The following is a 22,610-nucleotide window of genomic DNA, read 5'->3' on the forward strand; positions in this document are numbered from 1 at the left end:
CATGCTGAGCCTGCGAAGCATCCTATCACGCTAGAACAAAGTAGTTCGACGGGGATAAGATGCTTCGCAAGCTCAGCATGACAGGTGGCAAAAAGTAATACCCAAGCCATGAACCACCTCGACCCCCAGCGCCACGTGCGCGGCGAATCGCAGTACCTCGACGATGTGCCCGCGCAGCAGGGCACGCTCTACGCGGCCGTGTACGAGTCGCCGCTGGCCCACGGCATACTCAATAGTCTCGACCTAGGGGCCGCAAAAAAGTCGCCTGGTGTGGTGCGTATTCTCACGGCGGCCGATATTCCCGGCCGCAACCAAATCGGCGGCATCGTGCCCGACGAGCCGCTGTTGGCCGAGGGCCACGTCCATTTTCGGGGGCAGCCGGTGGCGCTGGTGCTGGCCCGCACCGAGGCGCAGGCGTACGCTGCGCTCAAGCTCATCACGGCTGCTATCGAGCCGCTGCCCATCATCACCGACCCGCGCCAGGCCGCCGCGCAGGACGAGCTAATTGTGCCGCCGCGCACCTTCCGCATCGGCAATTCGGCGACCACCTTTGCGGAGTGCGCGCACGTGTTTGAGGGGGTAGCCGAGAGCGGCGGGCAGGAGCATTTGTACATTGAAACGCAGGGCGCGTATGCTTTCCCGACTGAGCTAGGGGGTGTGAAAATCATTTCTTCGACCCAGGGGCCGACGGCCGTGCAGCGGCACTGCGCCGTGGTACTGGGCATCGGGATGCATCAGATTGAGGTGGACGTGACGCGCCTCGGCGGCGGCTTTGGCGGCAAGGAGGACCAAGCTACGCCCTGGGGCTGCCTGGCTGCGCTAGGCGCGTTTGTTGTCAAAAAGCCAGTGAAGCTTGTGCTCGACCGCATGGCCGACATGCGCATGACCGGCAAACGCCACCCATACTCGTCCGACTTCAAAATCGGGCTGAGCAAGGAGCTGAAAATTATGGCCTACGAGGTCACGTACTACCAGAACGCGGGGGCCTCGGCCGACCTTTCGCCGGCCGTGCTGGAGCGCACGCTCTTTCATACCACCAACGCCTACTGCATCCCCAACGTGACGGCCACGGCCAACTCGTGCCGCACCAACTTGCCGCCCAATACGGCGTTTCGGGGCTTCGGTGGACCGCAGGGGATGTTCGTCATCGAGTCGGCCATCACCAAAGCGGCGGAGGAACTGGGCGTGCTGCCCAGTGAGATTCAGCGGCGCAATTTGCTGCGCGAGGGCGACCTGTTTCCGTACCGCCAGCCGGCCGAAATGTGCCACGCCGAGCAGGCCTGGGACACGGCCGCCGAGTTGTTTGACCTGGCCGGCGAGCGGGCCGCGATTACGAAGTTCAACCAGGCTAACCAGTTGTTTAAGAAAGGGTTGGCGATGATGCCTATTTGCTTTGGCATCTCGTTCACCAAAACCTTTATGAACCAGACGCGGGCGCTGGTGCACATCTACACCGATGGCTCAGTGGGCATCAGCACCGGCGCGGTGGAGATGGGGCAGGGCGTGAACACTAAAATCGCGCAGGTGGCGGCGACCACGCTGGGCATTTCGATTAACCGCATCAAAATCGAAACTACCAATACCACCCGCGTGGCCAATACCTCACCCAGCGCCGCCAGCGCCACCGCCGACCTCAACGGCAAGGCGACCCAACTGGCCTGCCAAGCCTTGCGCGAGCGCCTGCTACGCCACGCCAGCACCGAGTTTGCCACCGACTACGAAGGCATTACCATCGAAAACGAGCAGGTGCTGGCCGCTGGCATCCCGGCCGAAACCACCTGGGAGAAGCTGGTAAGCAGCGCCTTCGTGCGGCGCGTGGCCCTCACCGAAAACGCCCACTACGCCACGCCCGGCGTGCATTTCGACGCCAGCGTCGAGCAAGGCCACCCTTTCGCCTATCACGTCTACGGCACGGCCCTCACCACGGCCACCGTCGATTGCCTGCGCGGCACCTACACCATCGACAGCGTGCGCATCGCCCACGATTTCGGCCAGAGCTTCAGCCCCGCCATCGACCGCGGCCAGATAGAAGGCGGCGCGGTGCAGGGCATCGGCTGGATGACGCTGGAAGAGGTGAGCTACAGCGACGAAGGCCGCCTGCTCAGTAACTCGCTGAACAGCTACAAGATACCTGACCTCTACTCGGTGCCCGCCGTGCTCGACGTGCACTTCCTCGACACGCCCGGCCACCCCAACGCCATCCTGCGTAGCAAAGCCGTGGGCGAGCCGCCCCTCATGTACGGTATCGGAGCGTACTTCGCCCTGCGCGACGCCGTGCGCGCGTTCCAGCCCGGCGTGGCCCTGCCACTAGTAGCTCCTATGACGCCCGAGCGGGTGCTCGGCGGGCTATACCCGGCGTTTGTGGCGGAGGAGGTTGAGCAAGTGTCAGCTAGCTAGGTAGTTGTTTGCCCATGAAAACAGTTAGACTAGCAGAAGCGCTTGCTGCTGAGATCTTTCAGAAGTTTATTCTAATAGCCAGACGTTATTGTTTGCTTATAGAAAACCAACAACCAGTGACGCCAGCGGTATTTCTGCCGCAGGTTCAGTTACTATTACTCGACCTATATACCGCTGCTTTGAATCTGGATTGGATAGACTTGCAAAGTAATATTGACCACAAAACCGAGGAGATTGACCTGCCGAAAATTCTTCGAGTTGTAGCTGAAAAAATAGGTGATAGTCGATACTATTGGAGCGTGTTTGACCCGACGAGTGAGGTTGATACGGAAGCTGTCTGTGGTGACTTGCTCGATGATTTAGGTGACATCTACAAGGACTTAAGCCACGCGTTGATAGTCTTTGATTTACAGACTATAGACAGCCAGGAAGATGCGGTTTGGCGATTCAAGTTTGATTTCGTACACCATTGGAGTGACCACTGCGTCAATGCGATAAGAGCGCTGCATTACTTCATTCAGAAAATGGAGGCGGCACAATACCCGTAAAACTGCGCGGGATGAAGGTGGGTAGCCCCACCCCTGGCTTCTTCCTAGGTGCGGTGGGCTCATGTCGCTCAGCAATACCAGCCGCTACCATGCAAGCTGTTGCTTATAACGAATTATAGTGCTGATTGTAAGTGCATTAACTACTCAACGAAAGTAAGCAGTAGTGCCAACTTGCCTGAAAGTCGGAAATTTTAGCACATAGAAAAAGGCGGAGCATACGCCCCGCCTTTTTCTGCATTACGCCCATTATATCAATTTACTGGGGCAGCGTGAGCAGGTAGCCAATGGTGAAGTTGGCATCCCAGTCGAACACGAACTGCTTGCAACTGGTGGCCTCGGCAATTGACTTGTAGATGTTCAGCCCGGCCTTCGACTTGGCATTATCCAGCTGGTACGCGTCAGCCGCCTTTAGCACGGTGAAGCGCTCCTTGCCGTTGCGCACTTTCTTGGCCATTTCAAATGGTACGCCCCCGATAATGAAGCATGTTTGGCGCAGGGTGGCGGGCACCTGCCCGGCTTTGGCTTTCACTTCAGTGGCCACCGTGGCATCGGCCGTGCTTTTCTCGAAGTATTTGGCTCCGTAGGTTTCTACCGATGTGGGCGCGCCGCCGGCCAGCCACGAAATCTTGGTATTGCCCGAGCCAATGTCCGTTACGAACGCCTTGCCGGCGTAGGAGGGCGGCAGCACCGAGCGCAGCCCCAGCACGCCTTCCTTCTCGGGCGTCACGGTGTTTACCACGTAGTTCAGGCTTTTTAGGGCCTTGATTATTTTGGCCGTGCCCGCGGCCTTTTGGGCCCCGGAGCTCACTACGAAGTGAATGTCGCGGCCGCTCACCCCATAGTCCAGCATCTGGCCGATGTAGGCCTTCAGGCCCTTGCGCACATCCTCGTCGGAGGCCATGTTCTCCATTACCAGGCTGTTGCCGAAGTCGGCTTTTTCCAGCTTCCAGCGGCGGTCCTGGTCGATGCGCACGATAAACGAGTTGAAGCCGCTGGCGCCCAGCTCCACCACGCCCTTGAGCTTGCCATTGACGGGTGCCGGCGCTTCGTAGGCAAAAGCCGCCACCGGGCTGCCTTTGCTGAACGGCGTGCCACCCGTTTCGGCATCGGTTTCAGTTACCGTGTCGGTAGCGGTTTCGGCAGTTGGCGATGTGCGCGTGGTAGTGACTACGGCCGGCGCGAGGCGGGAGCCAGCGAAGTAGCGGAAGCCAAAATACACGGCGGCCACCACGAGAAGCGTGATGATGAGCCGGCCAGCCAGGGTGATGCGTTGCATGGAGAAAGAAGTAAGGTAAAGGGAAGAATGGGCAGGTTCGGGGCGTGGGTGCCGCCCGGCGGCGGGGCTAGTTCAGCAGGTCCTGGTAGCCCGCGTCTTTGGCCGGAAAGGGCGTGGCCCCGCGCGAGCTCAGCGTGGTGGCTTCGGGCTGGGTTTCGAGGCTTACCAGCTTAAACGCGCCCTGGTTGTAGGCTTGCAGCATGGCCTCGCCTTTGTCGGACAGAATACCGTTTTGCACGTCTACCGAATTGATGAAATCCATCGACATGTCCATGGCGCGCTTCATTTCGCCCAGCTTCTGGCTCATGTCGTCCTGGATGTACTCCAGCGACTCATCGAAGTAAAACTTCTTGTCGGGGTTGCCCTTAAAAATGCTCACCGCCGTGCGCAGCGCGCTTGAGCTTTCCTTCACAATCTTGTATTCGACCTCTTTGAGGCGCACCTTGATTTCGGTTTCCTTGATGATGTAGTCGGCGCTCCGGTTTACCTTTTCCATAAAGGCCAGCACCATTTTGATGTTGCGCTGCAGGGGCAGCAGCTTCTCGTTCATCTGCTGCAAGCCCGCGCCCTCGATGGTGGCCAGCTGCGCGGCTTCCTTCATGCCAGGCCGGTCGGCCAGGCTGGTCGCCTTGTTGGCCTCGGCAAATTTCTGCTTGATTTCGTCGTTGTTCTCGTTGATTTTCTTGTTGAGCTTCACCATTTGCCCGGCCAGGGTATCAATCTGGCCCTGCATTTTTTGGCGCTTCTGCTTGAGGTCTTCAATGTAGATTTTGAGGATGGCAATGGGGTCGAGCTGAATAACAAGCCCGGTGATTTTGCGCATCAGCGTCTTAAACAAAAAGAATAGCCCGGTGCGGATGTCGCGGCTCGTGGCCAGAAACACCAGCAGCGCCAGCCCCCCCAGCAGCAAGGCCAGGTGCAGGGTATTGGCCGCCACCTCGATGAGGAATTTCACTACCTCGTTGAAGTAAAACAAGCCCGCGCCCACCAGGGCCGCCAGCACCACCAAACCCAGCACCCCCTCGGGGCGCGCCCAAAAGGAGCGGCGCTCGGCATCGGTAGTACCGCCGAGCTGCGTAAAATCAGGAGTTGCCATACGGAGAAGGTGAAGAAGAAATGAGGAAGCCAAGATAGGCGTTGGGTACCGGTGCGCCGGCCCGGCGGCCCTACTGCAAGTACTGCGCGATTTTGCGGAGGTCGTCTTGAATGCGCTGCGTGAAGTGCGCGTAGGTGCCCTCGTAGTTCTGCCGGTTTTGGTTGAGGCGGCCGCTTTGCTCGGTCACCTCCCCACCGATGGCCGCTAGGCGGGCATTGTTGGCGGCCAGCTTTTGCTCGATTTCGGCTAGCTGCCGGGCCAGGGCTTCGTTGTCGGCTTGCAGCTGCTGCTGTTCTTTTTGCAGGCCGCCCACGCGCTCGGCAATGGCCTTTTCTACGCTTTTGCCAAACGCATCGCGGTCGGCCGCCAGCACCGTGAGGTAGTGTTGGCCGGTGGTAGCAAGGGCGGCCACCTGCGGGGCCCCGCCCATGGCCTTATAGCTGGCCCAGGCCGCCTGAAACTGCTTTTCCTCCGTCAGCCCCAGCCCCGCCAGGCTGCGCAGCGTTTCGCTGAATTCGAAGTAGTCGGGGCCGGGCGGGTTGTTTTGGGCCAGCACGCCGGCCAGGTGCTCAGCAAACTTGGCATCCGGGGCCGGCGGGGCCCCGCCGGCTGGCGGCGCGCTCGGGGCCGGGGGCATGGTCCCCGCCGGTACCCGGGGCGCCGCGTTGCCCTGGGGTGGGGTCGAACTAGTAGGCTCAGCGTCTTTAATGAAAAAGCTGAGAATCTTGTGGCCGAGATTATCTGGTTCAGGCATGGCGTCGGGAGCAAGGTAGCGGGCACAATGTTACAAAGTTGCAAGGATATAAGAGGAGCTTATCCTTTGCGGCCTGAGCAACTCGGCCGGCCCCCGCGTTGGGTTATGCTGGCAGCTTGCCTCACGGCGGGCCGGCAATCAGCCAAAAAAGCGTCATGCGCATGGGGTGCTGTAGCCTGTCATTATTATACTAAGTACTTGATTAGCAGCAAGATGATAGCCTACCCGGTGTCATTTGGTTGGTTGATAGCGCGATGTGTTCATCATCAATAAGAAGGCCCTGGTTGCCGGTTGCCACCCCACAAACTGGGTAGCAACCGGCAACCAGGGCCTTTCCATAAAACCAGGATACTAGTGCCCCGCTAGGCCTTGCGCCGCCCGGCCAGAATGCGGTAGAACGAGCGCGTCTCGATTTCCTCGATGGTGAGGCCGGTGGGCACAATGTCTTCCTCCGTGAGGGCGCCGCAGTTCAGGGCTTTCAGGAAGAAATTGAGCAGGCCCTGGCCGGTGGCGGCATCGTCGAAAATATCGCCGGTGAGGGTCGAGATGGCCGCCCGGTCCACGAAGGTTTTGAGGCGGTGCACGGCGCTTTCGTAGGAGTTGAGGAAGAAGTTGTAGGTGGCCGCGTAGCGCATGGGCAGCTGCGCGGGGTTGAGGTCCCAGCCCTGGTAGAGGCCGCCGATGAGCGAATGCATGGTGTGGTGGTAGGCCTGGCGCCAGCCGCTGTGCACGGCCTTCTGGTTTTCGCGCAGCTGCGCAAAGCTCAGGTTATCACCCCGGTGCGGGCCAATGGGCATCACGTTGGTAGCGCCGTCGCTGAGGAAGATGCCGGTGCCGCCGAGCGCTACCTTGGTCATGTGGTGGGCAAAGTCGCAGACGGGGTGCGCCATAGTCTGGTACTTGGCCGTGATGCCGGCCGAGGCCGTGTAGTCGTAGGTGCCGAAGTGCGCCGCAATGCAGCGCCCCTCGCTGGCCCGGATGATGCGCATGAGCGGATTGCGACCCTCCTCGTCCATCACAATCTGGGTGGCCTCCACCATTGTTTCCATTTTGAGCGTGTTGGGAGCCAGGTTGTTAGCTTTTTCTAGTAGTTCCAACAAGCGCACCATCGTGGTCATCTGCTCGGGGATGGTCACCTTGGGCAGCATAATGACGAAATTGGCCGGCAGCTTACCGACAGTAGCTTCGAGCAGGGTGCTCAGGAAAATGTCGAGCGTGCGCACGCCGCGCGCCTTTAGGTCTTCGGTGAAGGGCTTGATGCGGATGCCGATGAATGGCGACAGCGTGCCTTGGGCCATGCCCTTGGCTACTTCGTGGGCGGCTTGCACGGCGGTGGCGTCTTCCTCGGCATCGGGCCGGTTGCCGAAGCCGTCCTCAAAATCGACGCGGAAGTCCTCGACGCCCTCGGTTTTGAGCTTCTGCACAATCTTGTTGTACACGGTGTAGGCCAGCCAGGCGGGCTCCTGGCGGCGCTCGGCGGCGGGCAGCTTGTCGAGGTAGTCGGTGAGGGCGTGGATATCTTTCTCTAAGACAGGTAGTTGTTCATGGCCGGCCAGTTGCAGCACGCGGGCCAGCTCCACGAAGTTGGGGGCGTAGGTCTGGAGGTTGCGCAGGGCAATTTCGCCCATCCGCACGCAGGTATCAGCCTTGAACAGGTTGGCCCCGCCGTACACAGTGTGCACGGGCTGGCGGTCGGGCCGGTCGCCGGGGTAGGTTTTCTGGAAAGCCAGGTTGGCCGTGCCAAGCTGGTCGAGCAAAGCGGTAGTATCGGTATCTTGAAGGCTAAGTTTCATGAGAATAGGGGAAGGTGCCGGATGGTTTCACCGCAGAAGACGCAGCGGGTTTCGCAAAAGGAACGCAGAGGTTCACGAGCCGCGGTAGGTGCTGTAGCCGAAGGGATTGAGCAGCAGCGGTACGTGGTAGTGCGTGTCGTCCGTCACCACAAAGCAGATGTCTACAAACGGATAAAACCCGGTAATGTGGTGCTGCTCAAAGTATTGCTGGGTGTAAAAGCGAAGCTGGTACGCGCCGTGCGCCAGCCGCTCTTCCGGCAGCAGCAAATCGGCCAGGCGGCCGTCGGCATCGGTGAGGCCACGGGCAATTTCGCGCCAGCCGTCGTGCGTCCAGTCGTGCAGCACGATGGTAACGCCGGCCGCGGGCCGGCCCAGCGTAGTATCAAGGATGTGGGTGGTTATTTGGCTCATGCGAGTAATTTTTCGAGGCGCAGGCGCGTGATTTTGGCCTGTTCGCTCATGGCAATTTTAATCTCCTGGCTGTCCTCATTTGGCAGCCGGGCTTGCAGCAGCGCCAGCATCTCAGCGGCCGACTTGCCGGTGGCGCACACAATGAAGATGTAGCTGAATTTCTGCTCGTAGGTGTCGTTGCCCGCCGCCAAAGCCTCCAGAGTGGCTTGAGGAGCCTGCTTTACCGCGCCCTGCTCGCCGGCCGCCCAGGTGGCGGTGCTGGCAAATTTCTCGCGCAGGGCGTTCACATCCCCGATTTTGGGGTGGTGGGTGAATGCCTCGCGCCAGTCGACTTCAGCCAGGTTTTGCCAAACCTGGTCGGCGGCAGCAAACAGCGCTTCGGCTGTGGCAAAGGGAAACTGCTGGTTCAGAGCCGTGACCCAGGCGGTGGCTCCGCAGCAGGTAGCCAGGGCCTCGGCGCGGGCGGTGGGCGGAAGGGCGTTGAGGGTGTGGAGCGTCATCGGATTAGGAAATTCGCGCAATTCAGGGTGCGCCCGAATTCTAGAAATAAAGGCTACGGTGCCGGTTTGGCGGCGGGCTTTTTCAGCTAGCCTAATCCCGACTATCAGGCCAAGGCCAGTTATCATTGCCCCGGTACCTATCCCCATCATGCCGCCCAATGCTAGTGCTGCAAGGCTCCCTACTGCTACCCCAATAAGGGTAGGTGAAGCGGCAATTTCCAACCAGGCTGCTGTTGCTACTAGGCGGTCAGGTAAGCTCATCACACCACCGTCGGAAACCGGTTCACGTTCTTATAATAGATGTACACCGACGGCTCCTTGCCAATGGAAGCGGCCCACTGCTGGCAAAACGGGGCCATCCAGATGGAATCGCCTTTTTTTACCGGATACCACTGCTGGTCAAGCATATAAATGGCCTGACCCTGCAAGTAGAGCAGGCCGTGCTCCATGATGTGGGTTTCCACCATCGGCAACTGGCCGCCGGGCTGGTAGGTGAAGATGTTGACGGCCATATCGAAGCCCAGCTCATTGGGCAGCAGCTCTTGGATGCGCAGCGCGTCGTCGTTTAGATAGATGGGCGCTTTGCTGTCGTCCTTCTCGCCCCAGTGCACGCCCGGCGTGGCCTGGCCCGCCAGCGGCTCATATACTTTGTGGAAGGTGAGCACCTGCGTGCCGGCCGTGGGGTTTTTGAAGGTATAGCTTTGGCCAATAGGCACGTACACAAACTTGCCGACCGTGAGAATCCGGCTGTCGTCGCCGATGGTGGCTTGCACCTGGCCCTGCACCACGTAGAAAAAAATCTGGCTGGCCTCGGTGGCACCCGTCAACTGGCCCGCGTCGGTGAGCGTAACGAGCGTTTGGCAGAGGCGCGCGCCCATCTGCTCGTTGATGATGACGTTGGTGGTGCAGCCCGTCCAGCCGGGCACGTTGCTGTTGATGTAGCCATCGGGCGCGATAATGGCGTGGTTGCGCCGCACGACCGAGCGGGTGAGGGAGCCTAGTTCCATAGGGCGGTGAAAGGGTAGCAGAAAGGTTAAAAGTAGGTCGTCATGCTGAACGCAGTGAAGCAGCTCTACCGCTTCATTGAACGATGCAGATGAAGTGGTAGAGCTGCTTCACTGCGTTCAGCATGACAGACGATTTAGTCATGAAGCATTCTTAATTCCAGCAAAAACCGCTCGGCCACTTCCAGCGCCGCCGCCACATCGGCCGCCTCTACGGCTTCTAACGGGTTGTGGCTGATGCCTTTGTAGCAGCGGATGAAGGCCATGGTGGCCGGCGCTACGGCCGAAGCGGGCACCGCGTCGTGGCCCGCGCCACTGACCAGGCGCACCACTTCGTGGCCGCTGGCGGCGATGGCCTGGGTTAGCAAGTCGTTCAGGCCCGTATCGCAGGTGATGGGCGCGGTGGCCTGCACCAGCTGCCAACCCAGCCCCACGCCGCGCCGGGCAGCAATAGCCTCGGCCTGGGCCTGCAAATCGGCGTAGGCCGTGGCCAGCTGGCCGGCGTCGGGGCTGCGCAGGTCGAAGCTGTGGATAACCTGGCCCGGAATAACATTGCTGGCCGCGTACGGAATGCGCAGCTGGCCCACCGTGGCCACCAGCCCCCGGCCGTGCGCCAGCGCAAAGGCCTCGGCGGCCAATACAAACTCGGCGGCGGCGGCCAGCGCATCCTGGCGCATGGGCATGGGCACAGTGCCCGCGTGGCCAGCCATGCCCTGCCAGGTCAGCTCCACGCGCTGCTGCCCAGCAATGGCCGTGACCAGCGCCACCGGCTGGCCACTTTCCCACAGCACCGGCCCCTGCTCAATGTGCAGCTCAAAATAGCCTAGCCACTCGGCGGCCGGCAGGGCGTCGGTGGTGAGCGTGGCCGCATTGCCGCCCATTTCGGCAATGGCCTGGGCCAGGGTAATGCCTTCGGCATCAGTTCTTTGCAAAAGGTCGGGCTCAAAAGCGCCGGTCACCACTTTGCTGCCCAGGTAGGTGGTATGAAAGCGCACGCCTTCCTCGTCGCTGAAGGCAATCAGCTCCAGGTTGAAGGGTAGGTCAACCTGTTGGTTAATAATGTTTTCCACCAAATCGAGGCCCATCAAAACGCCCAGCGGCCCGTCGTACTTGCCGGCATTCACCACCGTGTCGATGTGTGAGGCCAGCACGAAGGTTTTGGCCCCCGGCCGGGAGCTGGCCAGCCGCCCGCGCAGGTTGCCAATACCATCGAGGCGCGTAGGCAGGCCGGCGGCTTCAAACCAGCCCTGCACCAGGTCGCGTCCCTTTAGGAAAGCCGGTGTGCCGAACCGGCGCGTGACGGTGGCGCCCGTAGCGTCTTCGCTGATGGCGGCCAGCTGCTCGATGCGGCTGAGGATATGGGCAGTGCGGGTTTGGTAGGTAATCATAGTGTAAATATGCTCAGCGCACCTCAGCGCTTTACTACGGCGCACCTCAGCGGTAACTTACCGAACAGCTTCCAAGAAGTTCCCGCTGAGGTGCGCGGTGGTAAAGCGCTGAGGTGCGCTGAGTTTTTAGCGTGTCAGCAGCTGCCCTTTGTTGAGGTGCAAAAAATCGGGGTGCCGAAAAACCTCCTCGCCCGCTAGGAAAGTATGCGTTACCACGCCCGCCAGCTCGCGGCCCAGGTAGGGCGATACCTTGTGGCGGTGGTGCAGCAGCGCCTCGGTCACGGTAAACGTTTGGTCGGTGGCCAGCACCAGCAAATCGGCATCGTAGCCCCTGGTAATCTGGCCTTTGCGGTGCGCCTGGCCGATGAGCTTGGCGGGGTTACTGCTGAGCCAGCGGGCCAGGTCGGGAAGGGTAGCGCCGCGCGCGCGCGCGGCGGTCCAGAGCACGGGTAAGGCCAGTTGCAGCGACGCAATGCCGCCCCAGGCGCTGGCAAAGTCGCCGCTGGCCAGCTGCTTGAGGTCGGGCGGGGCGGGCGAGTGGTCGGTGGCTACGAAGTCGAGGAGGCCGCTTTGCAGCGCCTGCCACAGCTGCTCGTTGTTGGCCCGCTCCCGAATGGGCGGCGCGCACTTGAACTGCGTCTGGCCGTCGGCAATGTCCTCGGCGTTGAAAAACAGGTAGTGCTGGCCCGTTTCCACGGTTAGGGGCAGGCCCTGCACTTTAGCTTCGGCAATGGCGGCCAGCGAGTTGGCCGATGATAAATGCACGATGTGCACCGGGCAGCGGTACTCAGCGCACAGCCGAATCATCAAGCTAATCGCCTCATCCTCCCAGCTTTTGGGGCGCGAAGCGAGGTAGTTGCGGTACGAGCGGGTGTCGCCCTTTTTCCACTCGTCGTTGTTCTGCGACAGCTCGCAGTGTACCAGCAGCGGCAGGCCGTGGCGGGCCAACATGGGCATCACGCGCCGCAAATCGGCCTCCGTGGCATTCGGAAAATCGTCGATGCCCGAATGCGTCAAAAACGCCTTAAACCCCAGCACGCCGGCCGCAATCAGCGGCTCAACTTCGGCGGCATTGCCAGGCACAATGCCGCCCCAAAAGCCGACATTGGTGTGCAGCTGGCCCTGGGTGGCGGCTTGTTTTATTCGTAAATTCTCAACCGAAGTAGTAACGGGCGACGAGTTCAACGGCATGTCTACCAGCGTAGTAAGGCCGCCGGCCAGCGCGGCGCGGGTGCCCGTGTTGAAGCCTTCCCACTCGGTGCGGCCGGGCTCATTGAGGTGCACGTGCGGGTCGATGACGCCGGGCAGAATGGCCGCATCGCCCAGGTCGAGCACTGGGCCGGCCACGGCCGCGTCGTAGGGTAGCACGTCGGCGATGCGGCCGGCTTGCAGCACCAGCAGGGCCGGGCGCTGGCCGGCGGGCGTGACGACAGCGGTGCTTTTCAGGAATAAAGGAGCCATAGGGAAGCGACTGGCGACTATCTTGCCGCTCTTTTTTTGCCCCGCAAGCTACGCGCCGATAAGCCTTTGACACAGCCGGTAGCTTGCCCACTGGTGGCAGTAAGCTCCGCTGTTTTATGAATGCCACGCAGCAAATCATCCAGGTGCTTCTGACTGATTTGGTGGCTGAACAGCCCGATTACTACCTCATTCGCCCGGCCGGCGAGCTAGCTCTCGCCACGTTTGAGCGGCGGGCCGCGGCGCAAGGCGTGCCAGCAGAGGTGATACAGCAATTAGCGGATTTTTATGAAGTCGCTAATGCCTTCTCCTATGAGTTCTGCCTGGGCTTTTTTTCGTGCGATGATGTGCTGATTTTTGAGTGGTGGCCGCAGAAAGAGTTGTGGCTGAGCTTAGGGCATATGGATGTAATTCGCTGGTCAGCAGGTAAGTTCTGCGTGGGTGATGCCAGCAACGTGTCGTATTCCGCCGCCGATGAATACGCCACGTTACTCGATTTGCTAGTAGGTTGCGGCCGCTATATCAAAGAGATGGAAGCCGCTGAGCCCGAAGAAGAAAACGACGTTTAACCCTGATTTCCCCGAAAGTAATCGCCTTTTTTTACGCACAAAATGCCCATCAAACTCGCTGCCAACGCCTACGGTAAAAACGCCGTCAACCTTTCGCGCGTCATTCGCCACGCCGACCACCACGAGTTTCGGCAGGTGTCGGTGAGCGTGCAGCTGACGGGTAACTTCGACGCGGCCCACACGCTGGGCGACAATGCGTTAATCCTGCCTACCGACACCCAGAAGAACACTGTGTACGCCCTGGCGAAGGAACATTTTACGGGTACTATCGAGGCCTACGCGCTGGTGCTGGCGCGGCATTTCATCACGCGCAACCCGCAGATAAGCCAGGTGCGCATCGAAATCATCGAGCACCTGTGGCAGCGCATGAGTTTTGATGGGCAAGCGCACGCGCACGCCTTCACCGGCGGCGGCTCGGAGAAGCGCCGCGCCGTAGTAGTGCTGCGCGCCGACGGCACCTGCACCGTTTGGGCTGGTCTCAAGGGCCTAATGCTGCTCAAAACTGCCGACTCCGGCTTCGTGGGCTATCCTAAAGACGAGTACACAGTGCTGCCCGAAACCACCGACCGCATCCTGGCTACCGAGTGCGAAGCCGAGTGGGAGTACACCAGGGCCGACCTCGATTTTGAGGCGCTGTACCAGAAGGCCAGAACCTGTTTACTGCGCACGTTTTCCGAGCACCAGAGCCTTTCGGTGCAGCACACGCTCTACGCCATTGGTGAAAATATTCTGGAGGAAAACATTGAGGTAAAAGAGGTTAGCCTCATCATGCCCAATAAGCACCATATCCCGTTCAACCTTACGCCCTTCGGCCAGGAGAATACCAATGAAGTATTTGTGGCGACCGACGCGCCGTTTGGCTATATCACGGGCACGGTGGTGCGGGGGTAATTGCGAAGGATATGCTGGATTTAGCCGTTTTTGTGCCGCGCCTGAAGCAGGTGATAGCCTGGACTGAACACCTAATGCAAAAGTTTAATGGTCAGTATAATGACTTGGAAAATAGTGCAATATTTCGCCAAATCAATCCTGTGATTTACGGTCAGCCTTTGTATACGTACAATGAAAATGGCATAAGCTGGAGCGTAGACGACTATGGACCTGATAAGTTTGAACAGGCCCTGCAACAATCTATCAAGCAGCGCGAAGAAGTAATAAAGCAAAATGTCACCTTTTCAAATTTTCAGGGGCTAGGTAGAATACTTTACTTTGAAACCCAGATTACCACCTGCGACGGTGCAGCCGAATTTCAGACTAACGGCTTTATAGACGGGAGTGATGCTCTGCCTATTGATACTTGGTTTTATTTAGACCACGATATTAGGCGGCAGGATAGAAGAGTACCTAATTTATTTTGTTGGATACCAAAACAGTTTGAACTGATAATGGAAGAGGCAATTAGCGTTGAGATTTTTGGTAGCTATCATTGGCTGGATGAGGCTGGTACGCTTACTCACCGACAAATCGTAGCCGCAATGGCTGAGTAATCATCTAATGCCCAACGCCCCCCGTGACCTCCCCACCTGGACGCTAGCTGCCACCGCCCTGCGCGCCGGCCAGCCGGCCGCCCTGCTGTGCGTGGTGCGCAGTGAGGGTAGCAGCCCCGGCCGCCAAGGCTTCAAAATGGTGGTGACGGCTGAGGCGGTAGCCGGCTCCATTGGCGGGGGCATTATGGAGCATAAGTGGGTGGAGCTGGCCCGCCAGCGCCTGCGGGCGGGCGACTACTCGCCGCTGCTGCGCCCCCAGATTCACCGGCGGGAGGCCCCGGCCGACCGCTCGGGTATGATGTGTGCTGGCGAACAGGAGGTGCTGCTGTGGCCCTTGAAAACCAGTGATTTGCCAGTAGTGGCGGCTATTGAAGCGGCTTTGCAGCAGCTTGCCGCTGGGGCCTGGGAGGTAAGTGTAGCTGCGGACTTGCAACTGGCCAGCGAGCTGCCACCTGACTTTTACGCTTACCAACCTGGCCCCAGTTGGCGCTACGCTGAGCAGCTGGGCTTCCGCGACCAGCTCACCATTGTGGGCGGCGGGCACGTGAGCTTGGCTTTATCGCAAATAGCTAGTAATCTGGGGTTTGAGATAACGGTGCTCGATGACCGCGCCGACCTGCCCACGCTGGCTGCCAACCACTACGCGCACTACAAGCAACAGGTTGATTATGAGGTGCTAAGCGTGCCAATTGGCCCGCGTCGCTACGTGGTAGTTATGACCGTGGGCTACCGCACCGATGTCGTGGCCCTGCGCCGCTTGCTGGGCCACGAGTACCGATACCTCGGCGTGATGGGCAGTGCTACCAAAGTAGCCGAATTGCGCCGGGTGCTGGCTGAAGAAGGCTTTGCGGCCGCTGACCTGGCCCGGCTGCGCGGTCCCATCGGGGTGGCTATCAATAGCCGCCTGCCCGAAGAAATTGCCGTGAGCGTAGCAGCTGAGCTGATTGCAACGCGTAATGCACTATAAGTAACTGCCTATTAAGTAGTTATGCGTATGTTGGTTCGGCGGGGTTAGGTGCTGACTGGTGCAGCTTGGCTTTCTTCTCAAGCGCTTCCTGCTCAAGCAACGCATCGAGCTTTTCCTCGTTGTGCCAAAGCACCGATGGACTGAAGAGGCCGGTTAAGGCTGCCAGTTCTTCCAGCAGGTGGTCATCGGCGGGCTTGTCGGCATCTTGGGGCGGCAGGGAGGGGTTCGTTTGCATAGGATTTCTACGTAAGAAGGTTGGTTACCGGTTAGTTGAAGACGGGGAAGGCCCGTGCGGTTTGCGCACTTTTGGGGCAAGATTCACCGTCAGCGTTCTGGAGCCAATACAAGTAACCGTAAAGCGCTGCATGCTTTGGGAGCGGCTGAAGCTAAAATAACCCGCGGGGTTTGTGTGCAAGGCAATGGCAACTGCGACGTGCCGCGCCCTAACCTGGGCATAGTAAAGTGGCTCAGCGCTAGCAGCTTGTTGGAAAAGCCCGCTAATTGAATTGCCCGTCGTGGGCATAGAGCACGCACTGTCAGTACCTGTTCTCGTGTAAAAAGTGGCGGTTGACAAGCTCGCCAATTAACAGTTGAACCAACCTTTTGACCAAGGCCAACCACGCAGCCATCGGGCTGCCCATCGCCGTACTGCGGTCGCCAGCCTACAATCCAGGAATTATGAGGTCGATGGTTATAAGAAAACCTGGGTAAAACGGCTTTGGGGGATGCCGTGCAACTTGTGAGAAATCCCAGGTCAGCTACTGTGCGCAGAATTGCCGTCGTAATTTAATAATTTGTAGGTCAGCTGTATAAGTGGTACTTGCAAGCTACTTTGATAGGCTAAGGCTGTGCCACCAGCCGTCGCGCCGCACCAATAATCGCCAGCTCGGCTTGGCCGGCGGGCTTCTGGGCAGCGTCGAGTTGAAGCTTGGCGGCAGCCTGCCAAGCGGGTAGCGGGGCTTGGCCCTGCGCCAACTGCGTGAGACGCTGGCTGAGCAAATCGGTGACAATGCTGAGCTGGGCCGCGAGCGGCGCGTATTCGGCCAGGCTAGGGCTCACTACAAACAGGGCGGGCAAGGCCTCGGTAGCGCGTTGCCAACTGGCAACCTGGCCTTGCAGACTGGCCAACTGGCGCTTGGCGGCGGGCGACAAAACCGGCGGCGCGGCCGGAAACGTGGGCACCCCAATGCTGAGGCTGGCCAACAGGCTATCGGCCGTGGTGCTGAAGCGGCGGGCGGCGTCCGACTCGGCCGGGGCGGCATCGACGAGGCGCGTCAGAGGCGTTTCAGTAGTGTATATAAGGCCCTGAAAATGACGCTTGTAGTCTTTTACAGGCTCGATAATGGCGGCCAGGGTTTGCAGCGCGGGAAGGCCGGCGGAATAGGGCGCGGCCAACTGGCGCAGCAGGGCGGCCGGGGCGCGGCGGTGGCGCAGGCCCAGCGCCTCCAACTCCTCGCTCACGAAGGCTAGGCGGCGGTACATATCGGGCACATCCTTGGTGAGGTCGGCGGGGCTCCAGAGGCGCTCGGCCACGGCGGCGGCGCGGGGCCACACCCGGCTTTCGTAGATAACGCTGTCGGCAAATTCGCTCCACATGGCGGCCTCACCGCCCAGCACGCGGCCAGCCAGCGAGTCGGGCACGCCTTGCAGCGGGTCGGCGGCGTAATGGCTGGCGGCCGAGTAGTTGAGGTCGAGGTAGTAGCCGTGGGCGCGCAGGGCGGGGTGGCCCAGGCGCACGGCATCGAGCACGCCCTTGGGGCCGCGCCAGGTTTCGACCACGATGGGCACGGGCAGGTCGGGGCCCAGTACTTCATCCCAGCCTACCATCGTTTTGCCCAGCTTTTGGATGGTGGTGAGCATGCGGCGGTTGAAGTAGTTCTGGAGCTGGTGCTTGTCGGGCACGGTGGTGCCGGCTTTCACGAAGCCTTTGGCCTGCATAAAGGCCACGATGCGTGGGTTGTGCCGCCACTGCCGTCCGTCGTTCTCATCGCCGCCGATGTGGAAATACTTATCCGGAAACAATGCGCTCATTTCAGTCAGCACCGAGTCGAGCATGGCGTACGTGCTCTCGCGGGTGGGGTCGAGCAGGGCCCAGTTTTGGCTGGTGCCCCAGCGCGTGGGCACCGCCTTGATGGAGTCGTTGCTGCCCAGGCGTGGGTAAGCGGCCAGCAGCGCGCCGGTGTGGCCGGGCAAATCAAACTCGGGCACCACCCGAATGCCGAGCCGGCCGGCGTAGCGCACCACCTCGCGCACCTCGGCCTGGGTGTAGTAGCCGGTGGCGCCGGCCACGGTGTGCAGGCGCGGAAATAGCTTGCTCTCTACGCGCCAGCCCTGGTCGTCGCTCAGGTGCCAGTGCAGCACGTTGAGCTTCACGGCGGCCATACCGTCGATATTGCGCTTGACGACGGCCACCGGTAGGAAGTGCCGCGCCGGGTCAATCAGCAGCCCGCGCCAGGCAAAGCGCGGCCGGTCCTGGATGTCGCAAAACTGCGCCCGCCAGCCTCGTGGCGTGCTCTCCAGCACCTGCCGAAACGTAGCCAGCCCGCGCTGAATGCCCAGCGCCGATACGGCCGTGAGGCTCGCGCCCGTGGCCGTCACGCGCAGCCGGTAGCTTTCATCGGTAGAGCCAGCCGGGCCCGTTACCTGGCGGCGCAGCGCTAGCAGCGGCGCGGCGGTGAAGCGGTAGTGGCCCGCCTGCCAGGTGGCCTGCGCCGGTACCGGCAGCAGCGGGCGCTGGGCGTGGGCGGGCGGCGGCACCAGCAAAAGCAGAAGGAACACGCGAAGTTTCGCGAAGGGAAAAGCGAAGTTGGGTAAAGCCGCGCGTACGGCACTAGGACTGGCTTTATTAAACTTCGCTTTGTCCTTCGCGAAACTTCGCGTTAAAAAACTCATATTAACCCCCTGGCTTTGAATTCCAGGTACTTATTTAGCGTGTTTACCGTCAGCAGGTGCGGCGGCGTTAGCAGCGCCTGAATGCCGTAGCGCTGCAACTCCAGCACTATCTGGCGCTTTTCCTGCTGAAATTTTTCGGCGATGGTTTGGTTGTACACGTCGGCCGTGGTGTTGGCCGGCGCGTCGAGAAAGGTGCGCAGCTCGGTGTTTTCGAAGAAAACCACCAGCAGCAAGTGCGCCTTGCTCAGGCCACGCAGGTAGGGCAATTGCCGTTCCATTCCCTGCAAGGTTTCGAAATTGGTAAACAAAATTAGCAGGCTGCGCTGCTTAATCTTAGCGCGCACCGTGGCGTAGAGGCGCTCGTAGTCGGTTTCGAGGTACTGCGTTTTCTGGTGAAAAAGCACTTCCAGAATGGTGCGCAGGTGGCCCGGCCGGCGCTCGGCGGCCACCACCGCGCCGGGCTTATTAGCGAAGGTGATGAGGCCGGCCTTGTCGTGCTTAATGAGCGCGATGTTGCTCATGACCAGCGTGGCATTGATGGCGTAGTCGAGCAAGCTCAGGCCCGCGAAGGGCATCCGCATCACGCGGCCCTTGTCGATGAGGCAATACACTTGCTGAGCGCGCTCGTCCTGAAAGTGGTTGACTACCAGCGTATCGGCTCCGCCGCCGGCGCGCCGGGCGCTGGCCTTCCAGTTGATGGTGCGTGGGTCGTCGCCGGCGGCGTAGGGCCGTATCTGCTCAAATTCCGTGCTCTGCCCCACCCGCCGAATGCGCTTGATGCCTACTTCCGTGAGGCGGTTGTGGATGGCCAGCAACTCGTACTGCCGCATCTGCAAAAAGGAGGGGTACACGGGCACCACCCGGCTCTGGTCGAAGCGAAAGCGCCGGCGCACCAGCCCCAGCGGCGAGGCCGCGTACACATTTAGGGCCCCAAACTCGTACTCGCCTCGCTTGGTGGGCCGCAGCTGGTAGGTGATAACCTGCGTGCGTCCTGGCTCAATGCTGGTGATAAACAGCACATCGCGCCGTTGAAACTGGTGCGGAATCTCGTCAATCACTTCTACTTGGATACCAAAGCGATAGCGGCTTTCCAGAAAAAGCCGGATTTCGTTGTCGTCGCCATTCGAGAGCTTATCGCCCAGCGTGCGCCGGCCCACCACCGGGCTGCCGCCCCCAGTGGGCGCATACAGCAGCGCCGCATCGAGCAAGGTTAGCAGCCCCGCCGCACCTAGTAGAATGGTCATCGGCCCCAGCAGCCAGGGTAGGAAAAACGCCACTACGAAGCCGGCGATGAGCGCGGCGAAGAGGTAGAAGAAGCGACGGGTGAGGAAAAGGCTCATATGTTTGACTTGTGCATCGCGTTGCAAAACAATCGTTTGTCATGGCGAGCCTGCGAAGCAAGCGCACCAGAGCGAGTCGTGCGGGTATCGTTCTGGTGCGCTTGCTTCGCAGGCTCGCCATGACAAACGATTTTACCGCGGCACCTCCACCGATTGCACAATGGCGCGCACCACCTCATCGGGCGTGCCGCCTTCCATCTCCCGCTCCGGCGTGAGCATGATGCGGTGGCGCAGCACCGGCGCGGCCAGAAACTGCACGTCCTCGGGCGTCACGAAGTCGCGGCCGCGCAGGGCGGCCAGGGCCTTGGACCCATTGAGCAGGGCAATGCTGGCGCGGGGTGACGCCCCCAGGTACAGCGCCTTGTGCGCCCGCGTTTGGCCCACGATTTTAGCAATATATTCGAGCACGTTGGCTTCCACGCGCTGCTGGCCCACTTGCTGGCGCAGGGCGGCCAGGTCCTCGGCCGAGAGCACGGCCTGCACCTTGTCGAGCGGCGTGCCGCCGAAGCCGCCGTGGTGGCCCTGGAGTATCTGGATTTCCTCGGCCAGCGTGGGGTAGCCCACGTTCAGCTTGAAGAGAAAGCGGTCGAGTTGCGCCTCGGGCAGGCGGTAGGTACCTTCTTGTTCGATAGGGTTTTGGGTGGCCAGCACCACGAAGGGCGTGGTCATGTGGTGGGTGGTGCCATCCTGGGTTACGGTGCGCTCCTCCATCACCTCAAACAGGGCCGATTGCGTTTTGGCCGGGGCGCGGTTGATTTCGTCAATCAGCACCACGCTGGCGAAAATGGGGCCGGGCCGAAACTCAAAATCGCCCTGCGCCGGCCGGAAAATACTGGTACCCAGCACATCGGCCGGCATGAGGTCGGGCGTGAACTGGATGCGGCTGAACGGCACGGCCAGCGTGCGGGCCAGGAGCTTGGCCGTAAGCGTTTTGGCCACGCCGGGCACGCCTTCGAGCAGCACGTGACCATCGGCGAGCAGGGCCGTGAGCAGCAGCTCCAGCAAATCTTGCTGGCCCACGATTACCTGACCTATTTGCTGGCGCACGGCTTCGGTGCGGGCCGTGAGGTGCGAGAGGTCGGTGCGCGGGGCCAGGGTGGGTTCGGGGACGACCGCGGCGGGCACCTGGTTTTCCGAGGGTGAAAGGGGCGTTTCGTTTTCCATTAGTGAGGGGCCGGGTGGGCCGATAAGCTACTTAAAAATTGAGGCGAAGCAACGAAGTCTATTCGCCAGCGGGTTAACTTGCCAGCTCGCCGAAAGCTTAAACGAGTCAAAAGCTTCTGAAAAATAGCCCTCTACGCATCTAAAAGGCACTTTATTAGAAAAGTGCAATTCACCAAAAAAGCTGTTTCCCGGTACAGTGCAAAAGTCAATTTTCACCGTGATTCGTGCTTGAAATCCTGGATGGCGCGGCTCAAGGTAAGGAGTTCGCGGTCGGTGACGGCGGGGGCGGTGCGGGCGAAGTTGATGAGCCGCACCAGCTCATCGACCCGGGGCCGGGCCACGCCCGACTTCTGGCTCAAGCGCTCGCGGAAGCCTTCGTCGGCTAGGTTGGGGGCGGGTTCGTGGAAGCGGGTGCGCAGATAGTCGAGAAACAGCGCCGTTTTCTTCTCGGCAATGCGGCTGTGGTTGCGCCCCTGCTGGTAGAGGCCCGCCACGGTGCGCGTGAACAGCAGTGTGGTATTAGGCAATGGCTTAAGGGTGGGGATGATACGCTGGCGGCGGCGCGCCTCCACCAGCACGAATAGTAACCCCGTGAGTAGCAGCAAGTAGTAGGCCGTGCGCAGGGCCGGGTGGGCCATCACCACGCGCAGCACCGACTGCTCGCCGGCGCGGCCCTGCTTCTGGTACTCGTCCCACCAGGCCGGGTGGCCGGCGGGCAGGTAGGAGAGCGCCGCAAACGCAAAGTCGGCGGTGCGGGGCCGCAGCACCCAGTAATTGCCAAAGGCCAGCGGCACCGAGCACAGGTAAAAATGCCCGCGCCCGTGGTCGAGGCGCAGCAGCACCGGCCGGCCCTGGGCATCGGCGGCGAGGGTGGCCCCGCGGTGGGCGCGGCGTGCCGTGAGCGCCAGCCGGTAGCTGGCCGCGGCCTGGCCAAACCAGTAGGTGGGCGGATTGCCAGTGCGCGCGCGTAGCATGTGCAGCGGCACCGAGTCGGCCCGGCCCTCGCGGGGGGCCAGCACGTGCGTAAAGGAGGAGTCGGTGGGGTAGGTGCGGAAGCCCAGCGAGTCGGCCAGGGTGGTGCCCCGGCTGGTGCGCTCGAAGCTTTCGGCCGCAATGAACACGTTGTGGCCCTGCGCTACGAAGCGCAGCAGGGCATTGGTTTCCAGTGCGCTAGCGCTAAAATTTTGATTGATAAAGATATACTGTGCCTGCGTATTGGCCAGGGGCAGGGCGGCGGCCTCCAGCTCGGCGGCAGCCTGGTCGTTGGCGGCATCGGCCGAGTCGTTGTCGAAAGTCACGTTGGTGGGCCGGCCGCCCTCCAGCCGGGGCTCCTCCGCGCCCAGCAGCTGGTTGTAGATGGGCTGGCGCACGCTGGCCACCGAGTCGGTGCCCAGCACCTGGGGCAGGGCGTCGAAAAGCACGAAGGTGCCGTACGGAATCTTGTCCTTGCTGCTGAGCGAGGGCGACCAGTCGAGCGGCTTGGGGCGGTAGTATTCGAGCGCCACGTAGGCCCCAAACAGCGTCAGCAGCCCCACCAAATACCAGCGAAAAGTAGTCACGTGCGAG

20 protein-coding genes are annotated in these 22,610 nt (G+C 60.8%); 6 read left to right on the forward strand and 14 right to left on the reverse strand.

Features of this window, described 5'->3' with window-relative positions; all coding sequences use genetic code 11:
• Positions 1-108: 108 nt before the first annotated feature.
• Positions 109-2,397 carry a xanthine dehydrogenase molybdopterin binding subunit gene (locus ACYVGC_RS12780; protein WP_460584214.1) on the forward strand — a complete coding sequence of 763 codons (2,289 nt, stop codon included), beginning with the start codon at positions 109-111 and terminating at the stop codon, positions 2,395-2,397.
• A gap of 14 nt (positions 2,398-2,411) precedes the next feature.
• Entirely contained in the window at positions 2,412-2,945 is a 534-nt protein-coding gene (locus ACYVGC_RS12785) for a DUF5063 domain-containing protein (RefSeq protein WP_460584215.1), read from the forward strand.
• Between the two features lie 256 nt (positions 2,946-3,201).
• On the opposite strand, the gene ACYVGC_RS12790 is transcribed toward ACYVGC_RS12785, so the two are convergent.
• The 9 genes from ACYVGC_RS12790 to allB form a co-directional block, all read right to left on the reverse strand.
• Positions 3,202-4,221 carry a hypothetical protein gene (locus ACYVGC_RS12790; protein ID WP_460584216.1) on the reverse strand — a complete coding sequence of 340 codons (1,020 nt, stop codon included), beginning with the start codon at positions 4,219-4,221 and terminating at the stop codon, positions 3,202-3,204.
• A 67-nt stretch (positions 4,222-4,288) separates the two neighbouring features.
• The gene (locus ACYVGC_RS12795; RefSeq protein ID WP_460584217.1) at positions 4,289-5,317 is read right to left on the reverse strand and encodes a hypothetical protein; all 1,029 of its coding nucleotides are present in this window, start codon (positions 5,315-5,317) and stop codon (positions 4,289-4,291) included.
• Between the two features lie 70 nt (positions 5,318-5,387).
• Positions 5,388-6,071 carry a hypothetical protein gene (locus ACYVGC_RS12800; protein ID WP_460584218.1) on the reverse strand — a complete coding sequence of 228 codons (684 nt, stop codon included), beginning with the start codon at positions 6,069-6,071 and terminating at the stop codon, positions 5,388-5,390.
• Between the two features lie 362 nt (positions 6,072-6,433).
• Entirely contained in the window at positions 6,434-7,864 is a 1,431-nt protein-coding gene (locus ACYVGC_RS12805) for a DUF6986 family protein (RefSeq protein ID WP_460584219.1), read from the reverse strand.
• Positions 7,865-7,936: 72 nt separating this feature from the next.
• Positions 7,937-8,275 carry a hydroxyisourate hydrolase gene (gene uraH, locus ACYVGC_RS12810; protein ID WP_460584220.1) on the reverse strand — a complete coding sequence of 113 codons (339 nt, stop codon included), beginning with the start codon at positions 8,273-8,275 and terminating at the stop codon, positions 7,937-7,939.
• A complete protein-coding gene (gene uraD, locus ACYVGC_RS12815) occupies positions 8,272-8,775 on the reverse strand; it encodes a 2-oxo-4-hydroxy-4-carboxy-5-ureidoimidazoline decarboxylase (RefSeq protein ID WP_460584221.1) in 504 nt (167 codons plus the stop codon). The genes uraH and uraD overlap by 4 nt, the downstream gene beginning before the upstream one ends.
• A 260-nt stretch (positions 8,776-9,035) precedes the next feature.
• Complete coding sequence (gene allE, locus ACYVGC_RS12820) at positions 9,036-9,782, reverse strand: (S)-ureidoglycine aminohydrolase (protein WP_460584222.1); 747 nt, start codon at positions 9,780-9,782, stop codon at positions 9,036-9,038.
• A gap of 134 nt (positions 9,783-9,916) precedes the next feature.
• Complete coding sequence (locus ACYVGC_RS12825) at positions 9,917-11,167, reverse strand: M20 family metallo-hydrolase (RefSeq protein ID WP_460584223.1); 1,251 nt, start codon at positions 11,165-11,167, stop codon at positions 9,917-9,919.
• A gap of 126 nt (positions 11,168-11,293) precedes the next feature.
• The gene (gene allB, locus ACYVGC_RS12830; RefSeq protein WP_460584224.1) at positions 11,294-12,628 is read right to left on the reverse strand and encodes an amidohydrolase family protein; all 1,335 of its coding nucleotides are present in this window, start codon (positions 12,626-12,628) and stop codon (positions 11,294-11,296) included.
• 116 nt (positions 12,629-12,744) lie between these two features.
• Here allB and ACYVGC_RS12835 point away from each other — a divergent pair, with 116 nt between their 5' ends.
• From ACYVGC_RS12835 to ACYVGC_RS12850, 4 genes are read left to right on the forward strand one after another with little or no spacing between them, the layout of a single operon-like run.
• On the forward strand, positions 12,745-13,194 hold the full coding sequence (locus ACYVGC_RS12835) for a hypothetical protein (RefSeq protein WP_460584225.1): 450 nt from the start codon (positions 12,745-12,747) through the stop codon (positions 13,192-13,194).
• A 42-nt stretch (positions 13,195-13,236) separates the two neighbouring features.
• Positions 13,237-14,085 (forward strand): urate oxidase, encoded by an 849-nt coding sequence (gene pucL, locus ACYVGC_RS12840; RefSeq protein ID WP_460584226.1) that lies wholly within the window; start codon positions 13,237-13,239, stop codon positions 14,083-14,085.
• A gap of 11 nt (positions 14,086-14,096) precedes the next feature.
• Positions 14,097-14,681, forward strand: a complete 585-nt coding sequence (locus ACYVGC_RS12845) for a hypothetical protein (RefSeq protein WP_460584227.1) — start codon at positions 14,097-14,099, stop codon at positions 14,679-14,681.
• 7 nt (positions 14,682-14,688) lie between these two features.
• On the forward strand, positions 14,689-15,648 hold the full coding sequence (locus ACYVGC_RS12850) for an XdhC family protein (protein WP_460584228.1): 960 nt from the start codon (positions 14,689-14,691) through the stop codon (positions 15,646-15,648).
• 19 nt (positions 15,649-15,667) lie between these two features.
• On the opposite strand, the gene ACYVGC_RS12855 is transcribed toward ACYVGC_RS12850, so the two are convergent.
• The 5 genes from ACYVGC_RS12855 to ACYVGC_RS12875 all read right to left on the reverse strand — a co-directional run bounded on the left by ACYVGC_RS12855 (position 15,668) and on the right by ACYVGC_RS12875 (position 22,603).
• Positions 15,668-15,883: a hypothetical protein gene (locus tag ACYVGC_RS12855; RefSeq protein ID WP_460584229.1), complete on the reverse strand. Its 216-nt coding sequence runs from the start codon at positions 15,881-15,883 to the stop codon at positions 15,668-15,670.
• Positions 15,884-16,488: 605 nt separating this feature from the next.
• Positions 16,489-18,426: a beta-N-acetylhexosaminidase gene (locus ACYVGC_RS12860; RefSeq protein WP_460584230.1), complete on the reverse strand. Its 1,938-nt coding sequence runs from the start codon at positions 18,424-18,426 to the stop codon at positions 16,489-16,491.
• A gap of 110 nt (positions 18,427-18,536) precedes the next feature.
• On the reverse strand, positions 18,537-19,880 hold the full coding sequence (locus tag ACYVGC_RS12865; protein ID WP_460584231.1) for a DUF58 domain-containing protein: 1,344 nt from the start codon (positions 19,878-19,880) through the stop codon (positions 18,537-18,539).
• Between the two features lie 132 nt (positions 19,881-20,012).
• Complete coding sequence (locus ACYVGC_RS12870) at positions 20,013-21,044, reverse strand: AAA family ATPase (RefSeq protein ID WP_460584232.1); 1,032 nt, start codon at positions 21,042-21,044, stop codon at positions 20,013-20,015.
• A 212-nt stretch (positions 21,045-21,256) separates the two neighbouring features.
• A complete protein-coding gene (locus ACYVGC_RS12875) occupies positions 21,257-22,603 on the reverse strand; it encodes a DUF4350 domain-containing protein (RefSeq protein WP_460584233.1) in 1,347 nt (448 codons plus the stop codon).
• Positions 22,604-22,610: the final 7 nt, after the last annotated feature.

The sequence above is a fragment of the Hymenobacter arcticus genome, from assembly GCF_054779975.1.

What these genes read in the sequence shown, in the direction of transcription:
- ACYVGC_RS12780 (WP_460584214.1), top strand. Translation starts at nt 109, where the DNA reads ATGAACCACCTCGACCCCCAGCGCCACGTGCGCGGCGAATCGCAGTAC.
- ACYVGC_RS12785 (WP_460584215.1), top strand. Translation starts at nt 2,412, where the DNA reads ATGAAAACAGTTAGACTAGCAGAAGCGCTTGCTGCTGAGATCTTTCAG.
- ACYVGC_RS12790 (WP_460584216.1), bottom strand. Translation starts at nt 4,221, where the DNA reads ATGCAACGCATCACCCTGGCTGGCCGGCTCATCATCACGCTTCTCGTG.
- ACYVGC_RS12795 (WP_460584217.1), bottom strand. Translation starts at nt 5,317, where the DNA reads ATGGCAACTCCTGATTTTACGCAGCTCGGCGGTACTACCGATGCCGAG.
- ACYVGC_RS12800 (WP_460584218.1), bottom strand. Translation starts at nt 6,071, where the DNA reads ATGCCTGAACCAGATAATCTCGGCCACAAGATTCTCAGCTTTTTCATT.
- ACYVGC_RS12805 (WP_460584219.1), bottom strand. Translation starts at nt 7,864, where the DNA reads ATGAAACTTAGCCTTCAAGATACCGATACTACCGCTTTGCTCGACCAG.
- uraH (WP_460584220.1), bottom strand. Translation starts at nt 8,275, where the DNA reads ATGAGCCAAATAACCACCCACATCCTTGATACTACGCTGGGCCGGCCC.
- uraD (WP_460584221.1), bottom strand. Translation starts at nt 8,775, where the DNA reads ATGACGCTCCACACCCTCAACGCCCTTCCGCCCACCGCCCGCGCCGAG.
- allE (WP_460584222.1), bottom strand. Translation starts at nt 9,782, where the DNA reads ATGGAACTAGGCTCCCTCACCCGCTCGGTCGTGCGGCGCAACCACGCC.
- ACYVGC_RS12825 (WP_460584223.1), bottom strand. Translation starts at nt 11,167, where the DNA reads ATGATTACCTACCAAACCCGCACTGCCCATATCCTCAGCCGCATCGAG.
- allB (WP_460584224.1), bottom strand. Translation starts at nt 12,628, where the DNA reads ATGGCTCCTTTATTCCTGAAAAGCACCGCTGTCGTCACGCCCGCCGGC.
- ACYVGC_RS12835 (WP_460584225.1), top strand. Translation starts at nt 12,745, where the DNA reads ATGAATGCCACGCAGCAAATCATCCAGGTGCTTCTGACTGATTTGGTG.
- pucL (WP_460584226.1), top strand. Translation starts at nt 13,237, where the DNA reads ATGCCCATCAAACTCGCTGCCAACGCCTACGGTAAAAACGCCGTCAAC.
- ACYVGC_RS12845 (WP_460584227.1), top strand. Translation starts at nt 14,097, where the DNA reads ATGCTGGATTTAGCCGTTTTTGTGCCGCGCCTGAAGCAGGTGATAGCC.
- ACYVGC_RS12850 (WP_460584228.1), top strand. Translation starts at nt 14,689, where the DNA reads ATGCCCAACGCCCCCCGTGACCTCCCCACCTGGACGCTAGCTGCCACC.
- ACYVGC_RS12855 (WP_460584229.1), bottom strand. Translation starts at nt 15,883, where the DNA reads ATGCAAACGAACCCCTCCCTGCCGCCCCAAGATGCCGACAAGCCCGCC.
- ACYVGC_RS12865 (WP_460584231.1), bottom strand. Translation starts at nt 19,880, where the DNA reads ATGAGCCTTTTCCTCACCCGTCGCTTCTTCTACCTCTTCGCCGCGCTC.
- ACYVGC_RS12870 (WP_460584232.1), bottom strand. Translation starts at nt 21,044, where the DNA reads ATGGAAAACGAAACGCCCCTTTCACCCTCGGAAAACCAGGTGCCCGCC.